Source organism: Brevibacillus sp. HB1.4B (assembly GCF_013284285.1).
In the GTDB taxonomy this organism is placed as follows: domain Bacteria; phylum Bacillota; class Bacilli; order Brevibacillales; family Brevibacillaceae; genus Brevibacillus; species Brevibacillus porteri.
Map to the genome: position 1 here is coordinate 204,679 of NZ_JABSUT010000004.1, position 17,992 is coordinate 222,670.

17 protein-coding genes are annotated in these 17,992 nt (G+C 41.4%); 12 read left to right on the plus strand and 5 right to left on the minus strand.

All coding sequences use genetic code 11. The annotated features are described in order from the left end of the window. The first annotated feature begins 28 nt into the window (after window positions 1–28). Window positions 29–931, plus strand: coding sequence for a DMT family transporter (locus HP398_RS11585; protein WP_173622628.1), 903 nt, complete (start codon window positions 29–31; stop codon window positions 929–931). 68 nt (window positions 932–999) lie between these two features. Here the strand turns inward: HP398_RS11585 and HP398_RS11590 are convergent, their stop codons facing one another. Beyond that, window positions 1,000–1,974: an ROK family glucokinase gene (locus HP398_RS11590; protein WP_371736734.1), complete on the minus strand. Its 975-nt coding sequence runs from the start codon at window positions 1,972–1,974 to the stop codon at window positions 1,000–1,002. Between the two features lie 142 nt (window positions 1,975–2,116). Between HP398_RS11590 and HP398_RS11595 the strand changes: the two genes are divergently transcribed. From HP398_RS11595 to HP398_RS11620, 6 genes are all read left to right on the plus strand, one after another. Then, window positions 2,117–3,007 (plus strand): diacylglycerol kinase, encoded by an 891-nt coding sequence (locus HP398_RS11595; RefSeq protein WP_173622812.1) that lies wholly within the window; start codon window positions 2,117–2,119, stop codon window positions 3,005–3,007. A 118-nt stretch (window positions 3,008–3,125) separates the two neighbouring features. Next, a complete protein-coding gene (gene rlmD / locus HP398_RS11600; protein WP_173622630.1) occupies window positions 3,126–4,556 on the plus strand; it encodes a 23S rRNA (uracil(1939)-C(5))-methyltransferase RlmD in 1,431 nt (476 codons plus the stop codon). A 405-nt stretch (window positions 4,557–4,961) separates the two neighbouring features. Next, the gene (locus tag HP398_RS11605; RefSeq protein ID WP_173622631.1) at window positions 4,962–5,903 is read left to right on the plus strand and encodes a hypothetical protein; all 942 of its coding nucleotides are present in this window, start codon (window positions 4,962–4,964) and stop codon (window positions 5,901–5,903) included. Then, window positions 5,900–6,652 (plus strand): hypothetical protein, encoded by a 753-nt coding sequence (locus HP398_RS11610; protein WP_173622632.1) that lies wholly within the window; start codon window positions 5,900–5,902, stop codon window positions 6,650–6,652. The genes HP398_RS11605 and HP398_RS11610 overlap by 4 nt, the downstream gene beginning before the upstream one ends. 115 nt (window positions 6,653–6,767) lie before the next feature. Further along, window positions 6,768–7,313, plus strand: coding sequence for a restriction endonuclease (locus HP398_RS11615; protein WP_173622633.1), 546 nt, complete (start codon window positions 6,768–6,770; stop codon window positions 7,311–7,313). Window positions 7,314–7,359: 46 nt separating this feature from the next. Next, window positions 7,360–7,509 (plus strand): DUF4062 domain-containing protein, encoded by a 150-nt coding sequence (locus HP398_RS11620; protein WP_173622634.1) that lies wholly within the window; start codon window positions 7,360–7,362, stop codon window positions 7,507–7,509. Window positions 7,510–7,648: 139 nt separating this feature from the next. On the opposite strand, the gene HP398_RS11625 is transcribed toward HP398_RS11620, so the two are convergent. The 4 genes from HP398_RS11625 to HP398_RS11640 all read right to left on the minus strand — a co-directional run bounded on the left by HP398_RS11625 (window position 7,649) and on the right by HP398_RS11640 (window position 10,890). Further along, complete coding sequence (locus HP398_RS11625; RefSeq protein WP_173622635.1) at window positions 7,649–8,158, minus strand: SMI1/KNR4 family protein; 510 nt, start codon at window positions 8,156–8,158, stop codon at window positions 7,649–7,651. Window positions 8,159–8,801: 643 nt separating this feature from the next. Next, a complete protein-coding gene (locus HP398_RS11630; RefSeq protein ID WP_173622636.1) occupies window positions 8,802–9,311 on the minus strand; it encodes an SMI1/KNR4 family protein in 510 nt (169 codons plus the stop codon). 20 nt (window positions 9,312–9,331) lie between these two features. Further along, entirely contained in the window at window positions 9,332–10,351 is a 1,020-nt protein-coding gene (locus tag HP398_RS11635; RefSeq protein ID WP_173622637.1) for an HNH endonuclease signature motif containing protein, read from the minus strand. 335 nt (window positions 10,352–10,686) lie between these two features. Continuing rightward, on the minus strand, window positions 10,687–10,890 hold the full coding sequence (locus tag HP398_RS11640) for an aspartyl-phosphate phosphatase Spo0E family protein (protein WP_173622638.1): 204 nt from the start codon (window positions 10,888–10,890) through the stop codon (window positions 10,687–10,689). 226 nt (window positions 10,891–11,116) lie between these two features. Here HP398_RS11640 and HP398_RS11645 point away from each other — a divergent pair, with 226 nt between their 5' ends. The 5 genes from HP398_RS11645 to HP398_RS11665 all read left to right on the plus strand — a co-directional run bounded on the left by HP398_RS11645 (window position 11,117) and on the right by HP398_RS11665 (window position 17,848). Continuing rightward, a complete protein-coding gene (locus HP398_RS11645) occupies window positions 11,117–12,409 on the plus strand; it encodes a helix-turn-helix domain-containing protein (RefSeq protein WP_371736735.1) in 1,293 nt (430 codons plus the stop codon). A 505-nt stretch (window positions 12,410–12,914) separates the two neighbouring features. Continuing rightward, window positions 12,915–13,568 carry a lysozyme inhibitor LprI family protein gene (locus HP398_RS11650; RefSeq protein WP_173622639.1) on the plus strand — a complete coding sequence of 218 codons (654 nt, stop codon included), beginning with the start codon at window positions 12,915–12,917 and terminating at the stop codon, window positions 13,566–13,568. Window positions 13,569–13,814: 246 nt separating this feature from the next. Further along, entirely contained in the window at window positions 13,815–13,988 is a 174-nt protein-coding gene (locus HP398_RS11655; protein ID WP_173622640.1) for a hypothetical protein, read from the plus strand. 461 nt (window positions 13,989–14,449) lie between these two features. After that, a complete protein-coding gene (locus tag HP398_RS11660; RefSeq protein WP_173622641.1) occupies window positions 14,450–15,646 on the plus strand; it encodes a hypothetical protein in 1,197 nt (398 codons plus the stop codon). 6 nt (window positions 15,647–15,652) lie between these two features. Further along, on the plus strand, window positions 15,653–17,848 hold the full coding sequence (locus tag HP398_RS11665) for a tetratricopeptide repeat protein (protein WP_173622642.1): 2,196 nt from the start codon (window positions 15,653–15,655) through the stop codon (window positions 17,846–17,848). Window positions 17,849–17,992 lie beyond the last annotated feature (144 nt).

Sequence of the window (17,992 nt, forward strand, 5' to 3'; positions counted from 1 at the left end):
GTCATTTCGAGAAAGCTGGTGAAATGTTGTGAATCCGCTGTATGTCGGTGTGTTCTATATTTTCGGATCGGCTGCTGGTTTTGGCGTCATGTCTATTTTTGCTGTGTACGCCTACGAAGCGGGTGTGTCTGTTTCAACGCTCTTATTTTTGCGGTTTTTATTGGCGACTGCTCTGTTTTTTGGTTTGTTGCTCTGGCGTAAGGAGTCGCTTCGCTTGGATAAAAGACAGGTGCTCGCCATGTTTTGTCTCGGCGGGATCTTGTACACCCTGCAATCCCTTAGCTTTTTCTCTGCGGTACAGTACATACCGACCTCAATGGCGGCCTTGCTGCTGTATACATTTCCGGTGTTTGTTGCCATACTGAGCTACTTCGTCGAGAAAGAGCAGTTGACGAAAAAGACTGTCATCGCCATGCTGATCACACTTGTTGGTCTTGGACTGGTGCTCGGCTTGTCATTTGGCGGGATTCAGCCGATTGGCGTGCTGTTGGCGCTTGCAGCGGCGTTGTTTTATTCCGTTTATATTGTGGTGGGAAATCGAGTGGTTAAAGGCGTCTCGTCCTATGTAACGTCTGCGTACATTGCCCTGTTTGCTACCATATCTACCTTTTTCATTGCGCTAAAAGACGGAGGTGTCGACCTGTCTTTTGCGGTACAAGGGTGGTGGGCGCTGCTGGGGATCGTCGTTTTTTCTACGGTGGTCGCTATCAGTTTTTTCTTCCGCGGCTTACAATTGATTGGCTCAACCAAAGCGTCGGTGCTAAGCACGCTGGAGCCTGTTGTCACGTTTGGGTTTTCGGCGTTGTTATTTGGCGAAGCTTTTAGCCTGCTCCAGTTGTTGGGGGGATGTGCAGTGCTCATCGGTGCTGCGCTGATTGTTTCGGGGAAAGGCGGCGAGCCAGAGCTGGCACCCAGGCAGGCTTCTTCATAAGGTTATTCCAAAAAGACGCTCTTGCTGTGAGGATTCACGTGCAGGAGCGTCCATCTTTTTATAGCGGATCAGGATTCGTTCATTTGTGAGCGGATTAGCCAGCCTGCACCGTACACACCCGCATCATTGCCAAGTTGAGCCGGAACGATTTCTGTGGAATCGACGACATAGGTGAATGGAACAAAGCGTTTGAATGATTCGCGGATTCGGGAAAAGAGGAAGTCACCTGCTGCGGCCACGCCTCCACCGATCATAAACTTCGCGGGATTCAGTACATTCGCCAAATGAGAGAGAGCGAGACCGAGATAGAGCGCCACTTGATCGGTAATGGCTAGAGCTGCTGCGTCTCCTGCTACGGCGGCCTCGAGGACATCCTTGGCGGCAATGTTTCCTTTGGTAGCTAGTACAGCGGCAAGCGCCGGGCTTGATCCGTTTGTAGCTGCAAATCGCCCTTCCCGAATGATGGCAGTCGCAGACGTGTATGTTTCGAGACAACCTGTTTTGCCGCAATTGCAGGGGGCACCGCTATCCGGGGTCATGGTGATGTGACCGATTTCGCCGCCAACACCGTTGATACCATGGATGACCTTTCCATTCAAAATGACGCCTCCACCTACACCTGTGCCGAGCGTGATGAGCACGAGGTCTTGTGCACCTTGGCCTGCACCTTGCCACATTTCCCCGAGGGCTGCGACATTGGCATCGTTGTCGACCGCGATTGGCAAACCTGTAAGGGCTTCCAATTTTTCCTTTAATAAAACGGGTTGGCGCCAGTGAAGATTCACCGCTTGGAAGACGATTCCCTTCCCGCCATCGACGGGTCCGGGTACTCCTACACCGATTCCGCAGACTTGTGAAAGAGAATAGTCGTGCTGCGCAAGAAGATCATGAGACATGTCTACGATTTTTTGCAAAATGCCATCCTCGCCGTCCGCAACAGGCGTCGGTTCTTGCATTTTAGTAACCAGCTCGCCTTCTGGCGTAATCAAAGCCATCTTGATTGCAGTGCCACCCACATCTACTCCCACGATGATCTTCTTCACAAGCGTCTCCCCTATCTCCTTGATTTCCATCTTTTTCTATCTTATCACGCTATATGGAGCATAGCGATTCCCAAAAATGGCTATACAGGATATGATGGAAGAGAGTACCCCCGTGAGCGAGGGAAGGAAGAAGGTATCTGCCTTGAAACGAGCCAGATTAATCTACAATCCAAGCTCCGGCCGGGAGATCGTGCGTCGGCGATTGCCGGAAATCCTCGATTTAATGGAGTCGGCCGGATATGAAACTTCATGCTATGCGACCAAAGGGGAAGATGATGCGACAGAAGAAGCTGCTCGTGCAGTAGCTCGCGGTTTTGACGTCATCCTGGCCGCTGGTGGAGATGGAACCATATATGAAGTAGTAAATGGGATGGCAGAGCATAAAGCGCGTCCATCTCTAGGAATAATCCCCTGCGGAACCAGCAATGATTTTGCCCGGGCGGTCGGTATACCGAAATCGATCACGCGTGCAACGGAGATTGTCGCCAAGGGCAAGAAGAAACGCATTGACCTGGGACGCATCAACAACCGCTATTTTATGAATATCGCGGGTGGCGGCTCGCTGACGAATTTGACCTACGAGGTCCCGAGCAAGCTAAAAACGCTGATCGGACAAATGGCGTATTACGTCAAAGGCTTGGAGAAGCTGCCGTCGCTGCACCCGATCCGTGTTCGTCTGGAGAGCCGTAGAGAGGTGCTGTTGGATGAAGAAATCATGGTGTTCCTCATCGCTAATAGCCGATCCGTAGGCGGTTTTGACAACATCGCTCCGGAAGCCGATTTGTCAGACGGCAAGCTGGATGTCATCGTCGTGAAGAAGTTGAATATTGCGGAGTTTATTCGCTTGGCGACACAAGCAGTTCGCGGCGAGCACCTGAAGGACCCGAACATCCTGTATTTCCAGGCAGATTACATCAAAGCTACTTCGCCAGGAGGAGAGACGGTTCAGCTCAATCTGGACGGTGAGCTGGGCGGACAGCTGCCTTGCGTGGTGGAAGCACTGCCGGGGCATATCGAGTTGTTCGTCCCGTAAGAAGATAGTAAAATGAATAGCAATAGCCGTGGGGATGCCGCTTTTCGCTGTGCATCCCTGCATGCTTCCTGGAGCGAAAACGAAAACCTATAGAGCAAGATAAAAGGAGCAATAGATAGTGGCGAAGACAACAAAGAAGCGGCGCGGTCCGCACCCGACAGCCAAAGTGGAGCTGGACGTCCCAGTGCGTGTCGGACAAACCGTGGAAGTGGAGATAACCGGACTGAACCACGAAGGAGCAGGAGTCGGCCGGATTGAAGGATATACGCTGTTCGTAGATGGCGCACTTGCAGGAGAGCGAGTTCATGCGCGCGTCGACCATGTGAAGAAAAACTTCGGCTTTGCCAAGCTGACAGAAGTAGTAGAAGCGAGTACCCATCGCTTCCAGCCGCCCTGTCCGCTGTACGACCGTTGCGGAGGCTGTTCGTTGCAGCATCTCGCATACGAGGAGCAGCTGCGGCACAAGCAGCAAATCGTGCGGGACAACCTGCGGCGCATTGGCGGTTTCCAGGTCGAAGGGGAAGGGGCCATTACCGTTCATCCGACACTCGGCATGAGTGATCCATGGCGCTACCGCAACAAAGCGCAGGTACCAATCGGCGAGGAAAACGGGGCGTTGGTCGGCGGCTTTTACGCGGAGAAATCCCACTCGATCATCGACATGAACGAATGTCTCATTCAGCATCAGGCGAATGATGAAGCAGTGGCAGCCGTGAAGCAGGCGGCGACCAAGTTGAATATCAAAGCATATGATGAGACTCGCAATACTGGCCTGCTGCGTCATGTGGTAGTCAAGGTTGGCGTCAAGACTGGGGAAGTCATGGTCGTGCTCGTAACGACAGAGGAGCAGATTCCGCAGCGCGATCAGCTGGTGGAAGCGATTCGTGCAAAGGTAGCTGGCGTGACGAGTATCGTGCAGAACATCAACCCGGACAAGACCAACGTTATTTTTGGTAAAAAGACCGTGACACTCTGGGGCAGCGATGTGATTTACGATTATATCGGTCCGATCAAGTTTGCCATTTCGGCGCGTTCGTTTTATCAGGTTAACCCTGCGCAGACCGAGGTGCTGTACAACAAGACGCTAGAGTACGCGGGTGCGACTGGTACGGAGACGGTGATTGATGCGTACTGCGGTATCGGGACGATTTCGCTGTTTTTGGCGCAGAAGTCCAAGCATGTGTATGGGGTAGAGATTGTGCCGGAAGCGATTGCGGATGCGAATCGAAATGCACAGTTGAATGGCGTGGAGAATGCGACGTTTGAGGCAGGTCCTGCGGAGGTTGTCATTCCTGCTTGGAAGGAGAAGGGCATACGGGCGGATGTGATTGTGGTTGACCCGCCGCGTAAAGGCTGTGATGAGGCGTTGTTGACGACGATTTTGGAGATGCAGCCGGAGCGAGTGGTTTATGTGTCTTGTAATCCTTCTACGTTGGCGAGGGATTTGAAGGTGCTGGCGGAGAGGTATGAGGTGAAGGAAGTGCAGCCGGTGGATATGTTTCCGCATACGGGGCATGTGGAGTGCTGTGTGTCGCTTGTGAGGAAATAGAATATCGGAGCCGCATTTACCTGTTCTCAGAAGCTCAGGCGTATTCAACGCTTGGGCTTTTGCAATGTGAATTGGCGTGTTGGTGTAAAATTAATGGATGGGCCTGAACGGATTCAGGTTCGTTCGAGCTATGTATCAGCCAGCTTATTAGCTTAGTAGGGTGTGTTGGGATTATTGGGGTAAACTCGCCAGATGCGGCGTAGTATGGTGAAATGCTGACACGTAGCACCGTTGCTAATGAATTGTATAAGCAAGCGTATGTCTTCGGCTCCCGCTATTCCTGGTGGGGGTCGTATTTTATTATTTTTCGACACTATTCTCCCATATATCGCCAAATTAGGACTCTGGTAGTATAATAGAATTGACGAAAATAAGTAGTGCGAACTAAAAGTGCGGAGGGCTAGTATGAGTTCAAAAATGAAGATGGGTTGGGCGCTACACCCTACTGCTGGCAGAGTATCAGTCGATGATATTCAATTGGATGAAAGCTTAAATGAATCACTAAAATGTGAGTTTTGTCATGTTGATTTGAGTTTTGTAGGAACGTATATAAAGTTGGACAAATATGTTGCTCCAATTTTACGATTGAAGAAAGGTAAGAAGAATCATTTAGAATATGACGGTGGAGAATGTCCTTATAATAAATCCAACAACCAAACTCAGACACTTCGTAAGAGCAAAGTGGCAGGTGTTGTCCTTGATAAGGAAACTGTTATCAGGGTTAACATCCCTGTCGAATTAAAAAAATCTTTAATGGATTTATTATCTCAAGACTTAATACCTAAAAAGGGAAAATCGGAGAGTCCTAAAACTAAAAAATCACCGGGGAATTATTCAAATAGTGAGGGCGAACTATCAGACTATATCAATTCAGCAAGAGCTTTCGCAAAAATAGCTAAATATTTTGAGCAAAATAAAGTTCAGAATTTCCTTGAGTTCAAGTTTTTTGGAATCACTGCAAGGTGGATGGATATATATTTTGAAAATTGGGATAAAGTTTATGAAAAATTCCAAACAAAGTCACCGAAAGAATTGATTTGCCTTAGAGGGCTATATGCTTCAACGGGTCAACCGTATGTAGATAGTAACGGGCATGAGTGGGTTCATATAAAATTAATGAAAAGATCTATTTCTTCTAAAGCTCCCTCTGAAACATTTCCGCAAATCAAGTTATTTAAGCCGATTTTCTCTAATTTTTTAAAACAATTGGAGGAAGCGAAGCAAAAGGCTGAGCAAATTGAAATAACCTTCTTTGGAAAAATAGAAAGATACGAGAAAGATGGAAATAAAAACATAAAGGGGATTGCCGTGTTGAGAAGACAGATTCATTTTGAGAGAATCATATGAATGACGAGAAATGTTATTGGTGTGGCCAATCTGCAACTTCGATGGAGCATGTACCACCGAAATGTCTGTTTCCTGAAGAAAAAGATATCAAAGATATTTTTAATAAATCGTATAGAAATAATCTGATAAGAGTTCCGTCGTGTGATGAACATAATATGAAAAAATCAAATTTGGACGAGTACTTAATGGTTACATTGAGCGGCAAAGTAGGAAATAATTCTGTTGCTTACATTCATACCGCTACGAAGGTCAGTCGTAGTAGAATCCGAAACCCTAAAATAATTAATATCGATAGAGAGGATATTCTGAAAGTTAAAGATAAAGAATTTCCGGTTCTCTGGATCAATGTCGATAATGATAAGTTAAGATATTCTTTTGAGTCAATAGCAAGAGCAATATACTTTTACGAAAATGAACACGTTTTTCGCGGAAAATGTTTTGTTATATCAAGATTGTTTAATCATCCTGATGATGTTAAAGGTTCGGAGTTTAATAATAGGTCTTCTGAATTAATAGAAAACGAACAAAAATATTGGATAAATGAAATAAAAGGAAATAACCCAGATATATTCTCCTATCAGTTTAGTGAAGTTGACGGGTTTAAGTGCCAAACACTAGCTTTGAATTTTTATGAAGGAACTAAGGTTTACGTTATCTTAAATGGTATGACAGATGAAGAAATGGAAGAAGTAAGACCTAAACTTGCTGCTGTTACTGATTCTTTATTTGGTGATCTACGAAATGAATAAAAACTTGCAGTTAAAGCAAGCGGAAAATACTGTACCAACTCCGAATCACAGCCGACATTATGCTTTGAGCCTAAAGATAAATGAAGTTCATCATGCGTAATGAAAGGATAAACGTATGCAAAGTTTCCCACCTGAAAAGCTTTACCCTAAGGCTGAAATTTCACCGGAACAGTTCGAATTGTTAGTAATGAATAAATTCAACAAACTATATCCTCATGTTGAAATATTACATAGAGAAAATTTGAAAGGTGTAGATGGGGAATATAACATTGATCTTAGTATTCGTTTTCAAGAGCTTGGTGTTAACTTTTTAGTGCTTGTAGAATGCAAACACCATAGGTATCCAATTAAGAGAGACTATGTTCAGCTACTTCGAGATAAAGTTGATTCTCTAGGTGCTCAAAAAGGAATACTAGTGTCTTCCAGTTCTTTTCAATTAGGAGCGATTGAATATGCAAAGATACATAATATCGCTCTAATTAGGTTAATAAATGAAGAGTTTATGTATGAAAGAAGAAGTAGAGAGTTTCTTGAAAAAGTCGTACCTCCGCAATTTTCAGGAAACATTGCATTGCAATTAATTGAATCATTGAGTGCATCAAGTCTAAGAAGCAGTATAATTGATAACTTTAACGAGTTGCTGGGTATTTCGGAGAAGTGATTGGGACTTCTTTTGTTACATTACGATCTATGGAGTTGATATCAATTTGGACAAACATTATCAGATATTTATTAGCTCTACTTATGTAGATTTGAAAGAAGAGAGAAAAGCGATTTTTGAAGCAATTTTAAATTCAAAACATATACCTGCAGGGATGGAATCATTTTCTGCTTCTAACGATGAGCAGTTTAAGTAAATTCCCGTACAAGACCAAAAGCGGCGCCGGGATTACCCCCAACTTACAGAAAAAAGCTGAGAACTTAATCCCAGCTTTTTGCCAGTCATGCATTAGTCGATTCATCCTGAAGACGCACTATAAAAGGCGTCCTTTTTTCTTACTCTTCCTCCTCATAGAACGGAATCCAGAATTCCTTCCCCTCATGCTCAATGAGCTTATCCAGCCATTCTGTAAATGTCAGGTCAATGTCAATCGGGTTGTCGGGGTCCATTGATTCAATCCATGTGAGGTAACCGTTTCCGCTGTCTAGTCGGTCTTGATCTACGCATATACAGCCTAAAGAGTGACTGCTCCATGCGATAGGATAGTAAGGGTGATCTATGCTGTATCCTTTCCAATACTGAATGACGAGTTGGGGGCTCAATATACTGCAACCACCGCCCTGTCTCAAAGTTCGAAATAAGACGGCACTATCGAACTCATGCAAAAATTTTACATAGTCTTCAGGAAGATCAAACGATTTCAGATACGCCTCTATACTGGCATTAGGATCGATTGCTTTGTAAAAAATGGAGTCATGTTTTTCATTTATAATATTCAAGTTCCCATCCCGCTCTGTTCGACTTCCTCGGATCATACGGATACTGCCGTCAAACGAATTACTCATGTCTACACACCCTTTCAATAAAAGTATGGACTGCCACCTAGATGACAGTCTGTTCTTTTTTAATTTTTCCGATAACTTCTCCGCCAGTTAGTGACATCATCATGATGTAGGATGTTAGAGTTGCTGTTCGGATATCTGAGAAGCGGAATCAAATTACTCATATCATTTGATCCATAGTTTTCGATAGAGCATTTTCACATCGATACCATTGCGACGGGCAACCTGAGATGCATTCCCTGCTCCTTTGGCTCCTTGAACCAGTTAATGTTTGAATTCGAGTGAATAGCGTTTTCGTCCTCCCAAAGCTCTCGGTCATATGGAGATATTTTATCAATCTCTTCGACCAATTTTTCTACCTTGATATTAAAGACATCCAACCCTTTAAAAGAGCACATATAACAATTTTCTGTATCCGAGGTAACTTCTATAAAATTTGCTTTCCCGTCGGCACTGACTCTATGTGAAAGTAGGGGGCAGATCTGTTTAGAGTAAGCTTGAATGAGTGCTTCCACATCTTCCTTACAACTAGACAACTAGAGAAGTCCCTCTGAAACGTTGATGTATCAAGAGTTTCGATATTAAAAATGGGGTGTCTCTCAGTCGAAAAAATCGACTTTTGAAACAGCCCCTTCTTTATTTCCACTTACCAAGTCCAAAACTCTGTTCCTTGTGCAATTATTAATCTTTCTAACCAAGTTTCAAAAGTCATATTTAAGTAATAACCTTCTGAGGTTGAAACATCATCATGATTAAAACACACTAAATAGTTGTTTTGACCGGACGCAACTCGATTAGAGTCAATAAAAATGTAGTCACCATTGTTAATCGAGATAGGGTACCAATTCACAGGCATATAGTCGAGATGATTGTCCTTAATTTCATCTAGACTCAGTATCTCATATCCTCCACCATATCTTACACTCTTGAATAGCCATGCTCCATTATGGATTAGGAGAAAATTCTTATAGTCAGTTGGTAAGTGCCAGTGAGTGCTCCTTAAAAACTCCTCAATTTCTTCCTCATTAGCAGGAGGGTTAAATGTAAACTGGGCTGTATCAACTTTTCCATTCCTATTTTGCACTAATAATCGATTACTATTATCGAGTCTTTTTTTTAACCCTTCCAATACCAATTCAGATAAATTGTTCTTCAAGGAGAATCACCTACTATTCTTTAATAGTCATCACCAGAAGGTACATATTTGCCATAACTAGCCCACCAAGGAGTAACCTCTTTTCGGTGGAAGTCTTTTGGTAACGGAATTAAATTATCATAGCTGTTATCCCCACCATATGCAAGGGGAATAATGTGATGAATATCTACGTCATCCCAAATGAAATCGGGGGTGCCATATTTATTCTCATACCAATCAATATATAAGCCTCTCATGCCAGATTCTCTAGGTTCTCTTTGATTATTAGGAACCCAAGCGAGATCGGCTTCATCAGGCTCAAGCATTTTTATTCTACTATGCTCATCTCTATACTTAGGGTATTCGATACCCTTTTTGTTAAGCAAAAATTCTTTTCCTACTTTATGGTCTGCATCGCTATACCCATCACTCCATGTCGCTACTGAGGTATTAATAACACGCCAAAAATTAGTATCTGAAATACTGACTGGATCACTTAATTTTGTTTCTTTTTCTCTTAATTCTGTCCCAGTAAACGTATAGTTTAAAATATCTTCATCTCTATATGATTTGTTGCGATTAGTTGAATACTGCAATGTTAGTTTCCCAGTAATTATTGTCGGCCTGGCCCGACGAATTTCATCGATTGTAACATACGAAAGGATTTCTTTGTTTGTTTCATCAATTACCAGACCCCCTTTAAGTCTGACACCTGAACCTCTTTGTGATGAAGGAAGAGTTACTTCCTCGTATGTGTTTTCTTCAATCGATAACTCTTGAATCTCTTGTTCAGGTAACTCAAAGTTCTTTTCAAGGCTTTCGCCAGTTTCCTTCTCAAGTTCTTCAATGGCTGCTAAGTGTATGGAGGTAATTTCCTCTGTATTCAGAATTTCTCCACTATCAGAATCGTAAGTAAGTTCAATTATCGTAGAAGTAAGTTCTTTTAATTCACCTCTTTCTATTTTTTCTTGAATGCTGTTCTTAGAATCTTCCGCATACGAACCAGATGGACTTATTATGAGCAAAGCGAAAGCGAGTAAAGAGAGTAAATATTTTTTCACTTAATAATCCTCCTAACATTTAATTTGGTGCGTTCTTTTACATGTTTTTATTCTATGAATCTACCTGTTCTAAGGGGGATGACACTAGATTTTTCCCTTACTACACTTGCTCACATTCTTTCTTCATCATTTTTGATTGAATTACCAGAACGAGCAAATGCTCCGCTATGTTTTTAGGTCTATTTCGTAAGAATCTCCTGCTTTCTAATCTGAATATCTCATGATAGAGTTAAATATAGGAGTTTCAAGCGGCTCCTATTAAGGGCGTTCCTGTTGCCGGGAAGCAAAGGGGGAACGTCCTTTCTTGTTGATTTGCCTTCTCAAAACAAGTCCATTCACTTTTGAAATTTTCCTCCTTTCTGATAAGTAAGATTTCTTCGTTGACACTCTAAGATGTACTTGTCTAGTTCTTGACTTATCTTCAACATATCGGAGTCTGTCAGTTTACCCTGTTGTTTGAAGACTTCTTTAAGCTGATATTGTAGATTCTTGATGATTTGTGTAAGGTCTTCGTTGCCTACTTCTGGCCATTCAACCATCGTTATCTGTCCCCCATAGTCTCACCCCCTTATTCTCACTCTAGCACGTATATCACAAAAACTATGGAAAAAATTACCTTGATACATTTGACATCATTCGATAATTTCCGCAAATCGCAGTCGAAATATGTCTGTGTGTTTTTGTTGATTCACAAACATCGACTTGCTATAATCCTACTCGATTGCATTGTAAAAAAATGGAAGTTTTTGTTGTGGGAGGAATATAGTGCAAAAGAAAACAATTGGGGATATGTTGTCTGAGAGCCGAAGAAATGAAGGCTTGTCTTTTGCTGAGTTAGAAGATAGAACTGGTGTAAGTAGAGGCGTACTACAGAAGATTGAGAGTGGAGAGACAAAACGCCCTGAATTTAAAACAGTGAAGTCCATAGCCGCTTTATTTCCATACCCGTATGAAGAAATTATTGAAGGATACCTTGAGGAAGAGACTAGGAGTGAAACGTTATTTGAAATTCTTCAAGAAGTTATTCAATGTGATCATACTTCACTAGTCGAAAGAGTTTCATTGAAATTTCTTCAATCCCCTAATGAAAAGATTGAGAAGGCATTGGAGCGACTGTATAACTTCTCTGATTCGACTGTTGTAATAGTAATAAATAACGAAATACGCTTAGCTCTCTTTAAGGTCATCGCAAATTATGCACGACAGTGCGGAGAGCCGAAATACATTGCAAAAGCTTTATTTAAGAAATATCTAATTGAACGAAATGATCTCAAAAAACTAAAGGAAACCTTTTGCAATGGGGAGGAAATTTTACACTATGTTGACTTCCTATCCCATGATGAAAAGATTACATTTTATTATAGAATGGCGCTTCATGCTCATAACATTGAGGACTATAACAAATGTATTGAACTGGGGAAAACAGGTCATCTCGAAGATAAGACAAGTAATACGTTAAAAGAACAGGTTGCTTTAGCTATATGCAACTCATACCTATTCTTAGGAAAATATAGTAACTTGGAAGAACACCTGAATATTTATGAAGAATTGAAGTACACGCAGATTATTAAACGGTTGAAGTTTTACCGCGCCATTATTCTATCTCGGACAGGGAAATATAGCGTTGCTATTCCTATGTTGTATCAGTGTGTAGAAGAAGTAACTGATAGTAATCGTTTACATCGAGTAAATATGCTTTTGGAAGCTTTATTTAAAGTCAATGATCTTGATTCAATTAGCAGTATTCTGGGGTCAGAAGAGAGTAAAATATTACTTCAGTACACCGATCCATATCAATATTCCGAACTAGGAAGGTATTACAAATACAAAGGCAAATTTTTGGTTAAGAGGGGGTGTTTTGATGAAGGAATGGAGGCTTATCTAAATAGTATATTACATTACGCTAAGATAAATGATTATAAAAGTATTTTGCAATGTTACAATGATATACATTCTCATCATTACACACATGAGAAAATGATGAAATTGGAACTTATAGGAAATCTGAAAGAGGTATATAATGAAGTATATAAGGAAAGCGAAGCGAGGGATGAATGATGAAAAAGTTAGTAATGAATATTGTAACGTGTTCTGTTATAATATCGTTTTCTGTCTTGACAGTAACTACTCCTAATGTTAGGAATGAAATTGAACAAGGAACTAACGTTTCTCCAATAAAAACTATAAAGTTATATTCAGATAATCCCGGACATTAATAAACGAAATCCAAAGGGGAAAGTTATGAACAGGCTTCTCTTGCATATATTTATGACGGTGTTCTTAGTTGCTGTGCCTCTAACTATTCAAGCAAATGAGGTACAAAACATTCCAAACCATTCTCAAGTAGTTTCCTATGGCACTGACCCAGGGTGGTAAAATCGGATGCTTTGTTCTTGTGTAACAAAAGCACTTTGACAACTATTGCCAAGGTGCTTTTATTCATCTTCTCGGCACAAATATCAACAATACCTACTGAGACGAAAAGGATGCATCTGTCGAGAGCTAATCTAGGATATGCGCCATTACCGGTAAATAGTAAAGATAATAGTTAAGGAGATAATTTATGAAAGGCAAGATACTCTTATTATTTTTTATTACGATAATGTTTTCATCTTGTCAAAATATTAGTCAATCGACTACTTTGAACAGCGAAACTAAATCAATAATGAATTCTGAACTGCCTCCTGATGTAGGGAGTACAGGTAATGGAACAGAATCGAAAGAAATAACTGAAGGTCGATCAGATCCTTCTAACAATAAAGTGTTATCCATGAACATTGGGAACTATGATTTGACTGGAGAATTTTATGATGAAATGCTTCGAAATCCTATAGATCATGATTATGAAGTGGAATTTAATGAATTTCAAAATTCCAAAGAGATTATTACAACATTGGGATGGGGGGCTTTGGAAAGCAAATATACAGAGATTTGGGATAAAGAGTTGAATCAAATATATAAAAAGCTTCTTTCTAAGTTGGATAGAGAACCAAGAGAAGCACTAATTGAATCGCAGAAAGTATGGTTACAGTATCACTTAAGAGAAACAAAATTTGTAGAGAAGACATTTATTAATAATGGTTACCTTGGATCACAAGGATCGGTAAGCCTAGGCACGGTTATACGGGAGAGAATTAGGGAAAGAACAATGCAATTATTTGAATATCGATATTTGCTAGATGGTGAAGTTGAGTTTTTATACCAAAGTAAAAAATAGAGTTGGAATCTTGATCTAAGGTTTTTAGGTGATGCTTCAAAGACAGTAACAGGGCATAACACTGTATTCACGCTGCGGGGCTACCACCCCTACTGTCTACTCGTCACATGTGGAGTGCTGTACACTGTTAGTACGGAAAAATTAAAGCAAGAAGCATTGGTGTCTAGACCCTTCCTAAATGTGGAAGGGTTATTTCGATTCATAATGGAAGCGATAAGACTCTTAAGATATAAAGGGTGGGGTAATGTGGGAGATTGGAAAAGCATTAAAATAAATGGAATCGCAAAAATAGAAAAATTGGTGGCAGATGAAAGCTACCATCGTAACACTGAAGGTGGGCAGTACTTAACACACAAGCAGTTTTCTGAGATAAGTATGCCCACAGTTAAGAATTTGAAAAAAGGATCTTTCAATGTTTAAGTAATATTGATACCAAAAAAAGAGATCAAATTATTGATGAAAACAAAATAGAATACTTCTCTAATTCCCCTACGCTCGCCTCGTAACAAAGGTTAAACATCCCCAGTTACCATAATTTTTAATCCTAATTTACCTGCCTTCGTTTTCTTCTATTTTTCCAAATATATTTTATTTTCAAAAAAATCAAAAGATTATTGACAGTCAGAAAATTACAAGATATCATTACCAGTATATACCATACATTCGCGAATATGGTATAAATAACAATTTATCGGAGGCATTATTATGAAAAAAATTACTGTGCAAAAAACCGAGCCTGTAAAATTGACTTCAGTAGCTAACACAATGTACGACTGCACATGTGAGCAGGCATAAAGATTTGTCAGTAACATGGAAAAGTGGGGCATTTGCCCCTCTTTTTCAATTATGAAGATAGCATGACAACATCCGGGAGGAAAGTCATGAACGAAAATCGCGTGATCCAATTACACCCGTTAACATTTCTGGAGGATAAGCAAGGAGTCCTGATTGGGCGGTTTGGGACGGATACGTTTGCTGTTTTTCCTGAGGATGGAGCAGCACTTGTACGAAAACTGCAAGAGGGCATGGGGGTTGCCGAAGCGCATTCCTGGTATCAAGATACCTATCACGATGAAGTGGACATGGATGATTTTTTGCAGACATTACGTGACCTGACATTTATTTGTGATGTTGAGGAAAAGGAAACGAAAGCGCAGAAAGTATCGGGGCAATGGTTGGGTAAGCTAGCTTTTTCTCCACTTGGTTGGCTGATTTATGTTGCCATCATAACCTGTGCCTTGTGGTTGTTATACCAATATCCACAGATTCGTCCGGGTCGATTAAGCATCTTATTTTCCGAATACGCCATGGTGGTTTTTCTTGGCATGACGATCGGTCAGATTCCAGGGATCTTGTTTCATGAATGGATGCACATGCTTGCCGGACGAAGACTGGGTATCCCGTCAGAACTAAGTATAGGCAGAAGAATGTACTTTTTGGTCTTCACTTCTTCCATGCCAGGTATTTGGGGATTTCCAAAACGAAAGCGTGTTCTTCCATTTTTAGTTGGAATGTTCGGTGATATTTTGTGGTATTCCTTATTGGTGATCGTTGCTGGTGCAATTTGGATAAATACAGGTGAGAAGACAATCATAGCTGCATATTGTATGGGACTAGCATTTACAACGCTGTTGCGTTTCTTCTGGCAATTTTATTTTCATCTTCAAACAGATATCTATTATTTAATGATTACGATGTTGGGGTGTGTAAATCTTCAGGAGGCTACACGTTCCTATTTGAAAAATATATGGTATGGACTAATTGGAAAAAAGAACAAGATGGTCGATATGTCCAAGTATACGGAACGGGATCATCAGGTAGCGAGATGGTACAGCTTTTTTTACGCAACTGGCTGGATGATGATGACAGGAATGATGCTCTATATGATTCCGGTCGCTATTCAACTTTTAACGAATATTTTTCTCTCCATATTTACAGGAGAAGATATGAAATTCTGGGATTCCGTTGTTTTCTTGTCTATAACGGGAGTCCAGTATGGAATTGTATTTTATCTATACCTAAAAGAGCGTAGAAACAAAAGGGAAATTCGGAATTTATCAATGGAACAGAGGGGATGAGTCGAAATGAAACAATCGATTACACACCAATGGCTGATTGGATCTCGACGCAGCGACCGAGAAAAGAAGTACTTCGAAGAGCAATACTCCACATGTTATGTCAGCAATTGTCATTGCAATCTTAGAGGACCCTATACAGGTACTGGTGACCTTCTGCGCCAGATTATTCCAGAAGCTTATTCGAAATGGCCAGACCTGATTTTATCACACTGCACCGAGATCTTATCCATAGCACCAGAACTGAAAGCAGTCATTCCTGTTAGTGTAGAAACACTTACCTCTCTTGCTATTCCGAAAGAAAGAACACGTTATTATTCGAAATTGCGTACACTTCGCATGTCGAATGGTTTGATCGATCTTTTATTGGCATTAGCGAATCGGGAACGAATGGGAAAATTGACCCTGGTTTTTGAAAATGTGCAGGCCTGTGATCAACTTGATGCAGAATTGATAAGTACACTTCTGCGTCGTGCGAAGTCTGACCTGATTCAGGTGATCGTAAGTTCAAGTGAAATAGCGGAAAAGGAAGCCCTGAAAAAGGCGTTACAAACGTATACGGAGCCTACTACTATTCTTTCTGACATCGAACAAGATAGGGGGATAGTAAATCTATCTGACGAACAGCGACTTGAGCTAACGAAACGATACATATTTTCTGACTGCACATCAGATTGTGAGCAGGAATTGCTCGCCTATGAAGCAACTCCTATTGAAATTCGTCAGAGCCTTCACGATGAGCGGGCAGAATCTCTTATAAAAGAAGAGCAGTGGTCACTGCACTTAGGCGCCATTCCGTTTCATCTGGAGCGCGGTACTTCTGAGAAATCAGCAAGCGAAGCGTTGTTTAAAGCAGTTAGTTATAGCATTAACATGGGTTTTTACGATGCGACTATCGATATGAGCCTACGTGGCCGGAAACTGACGAATTGGAGCAGCGAATTTGATAATAGCCGGTATTTTACAATGAAAATGGCTACGTCTCTGGCTGCATTGGGTGAAACTGATGATATACCGACGCTTTTAGGAGAAGTGTACGCAAACACTGATGATTTTAGAGTTCATATGCAAATTTCATATGGATTTTCGATGTACTATACGAGGCATCACCGAGAACGAGAACACGAGAAGGCGAAAGAATGGATACAAAAAGCCATTGATTTGGCAGAATTGATTGAAGATGAAAAAGAACGTGCATTTCAACAAGTATTTAACCAAAATGGATTGGCTTTAGTAGAGTTACATATGGATAATCCTGAAGAAGCGCTTCGATTGGTTACGGAAGGATGGCAAAGGTTAAATCAGACTCTTGCTCCTGATGAACATATGCTGCATCGCTCGGTGTTGCTTCATAATAAAGGGCTGATTTACGTAGCTTTAAAAAGGTTTGAAGAAGCAGCTGAAACATTTAGCCAAGTGATACAGATTGATTCCAATTATCCAGAATATTACTTTGATCGTGGAAACCTTTATAGCCGAATGGGGCGACTGGATGAAGCCATTGAAGATTATAACCAAGCGATAAAGCTTAGTCCTCCGTTTCCAGAGGTTTATTTCAATCGAGCTACTGCCTTCAATCGTCTTGGAGATGTGGAGAAAGCAATGGCGGACTATGACTACTTGCTTGATATAGACCCCGAAAATCTTGATGGATTACTTAACAGAGCTACATTATTGTATCAAGTGGAGAAATTCGAAATGGCCCGAAAAGATGCTGAATTCGGTTTAGAAATAGAGCCTGATCATACGCGGCTCCTGTGTACACTAGGTTTAATTGAAATGTCGGATGGCAATAATGATCAAGCACTAAAAACGTTTACCGTTGCCCTAAACAAGGATAGGGAAATGATGGCCGCTTGGACAAATAGGGCTGTCCTGTACTATGAGATGGGGGAGTATGACAGGGCCATAGCTGATCTAACTGAAGCTATTGCACTAGAGAAAAATGCAACCGTCCTTTACAACCGTGCATGGGTCTATGAAGCACAGGAGGAGTGGCAATTATCCATTTCCGATTATACAGAGGCCTTAGCGTTTTCTGATGCAGACGAACAAGATATTTACTATCGGAGAGGTTTGTGTTTTATCAAAATGGGTGATAGGGAACTTGGCACGGAAGATTGGAACAAGCATCTCATGTTTGGAGAATCACCGCATGTGAATGAAATGATGCAACTGTTACCCTCCCTGTTCGTTTCGAAATAATGAAATATTTTGTGGACAAGGGAGGACTTTCCCCATCAAAGGCCACGTGGTATAGGGCAAGCAATGTGAGGAGCATCCAGTAACGGCTATTCATTTGAATGAGGAATAAGAAAAAGAAAAACGGCTGAAGTCCTTGATAAAAAG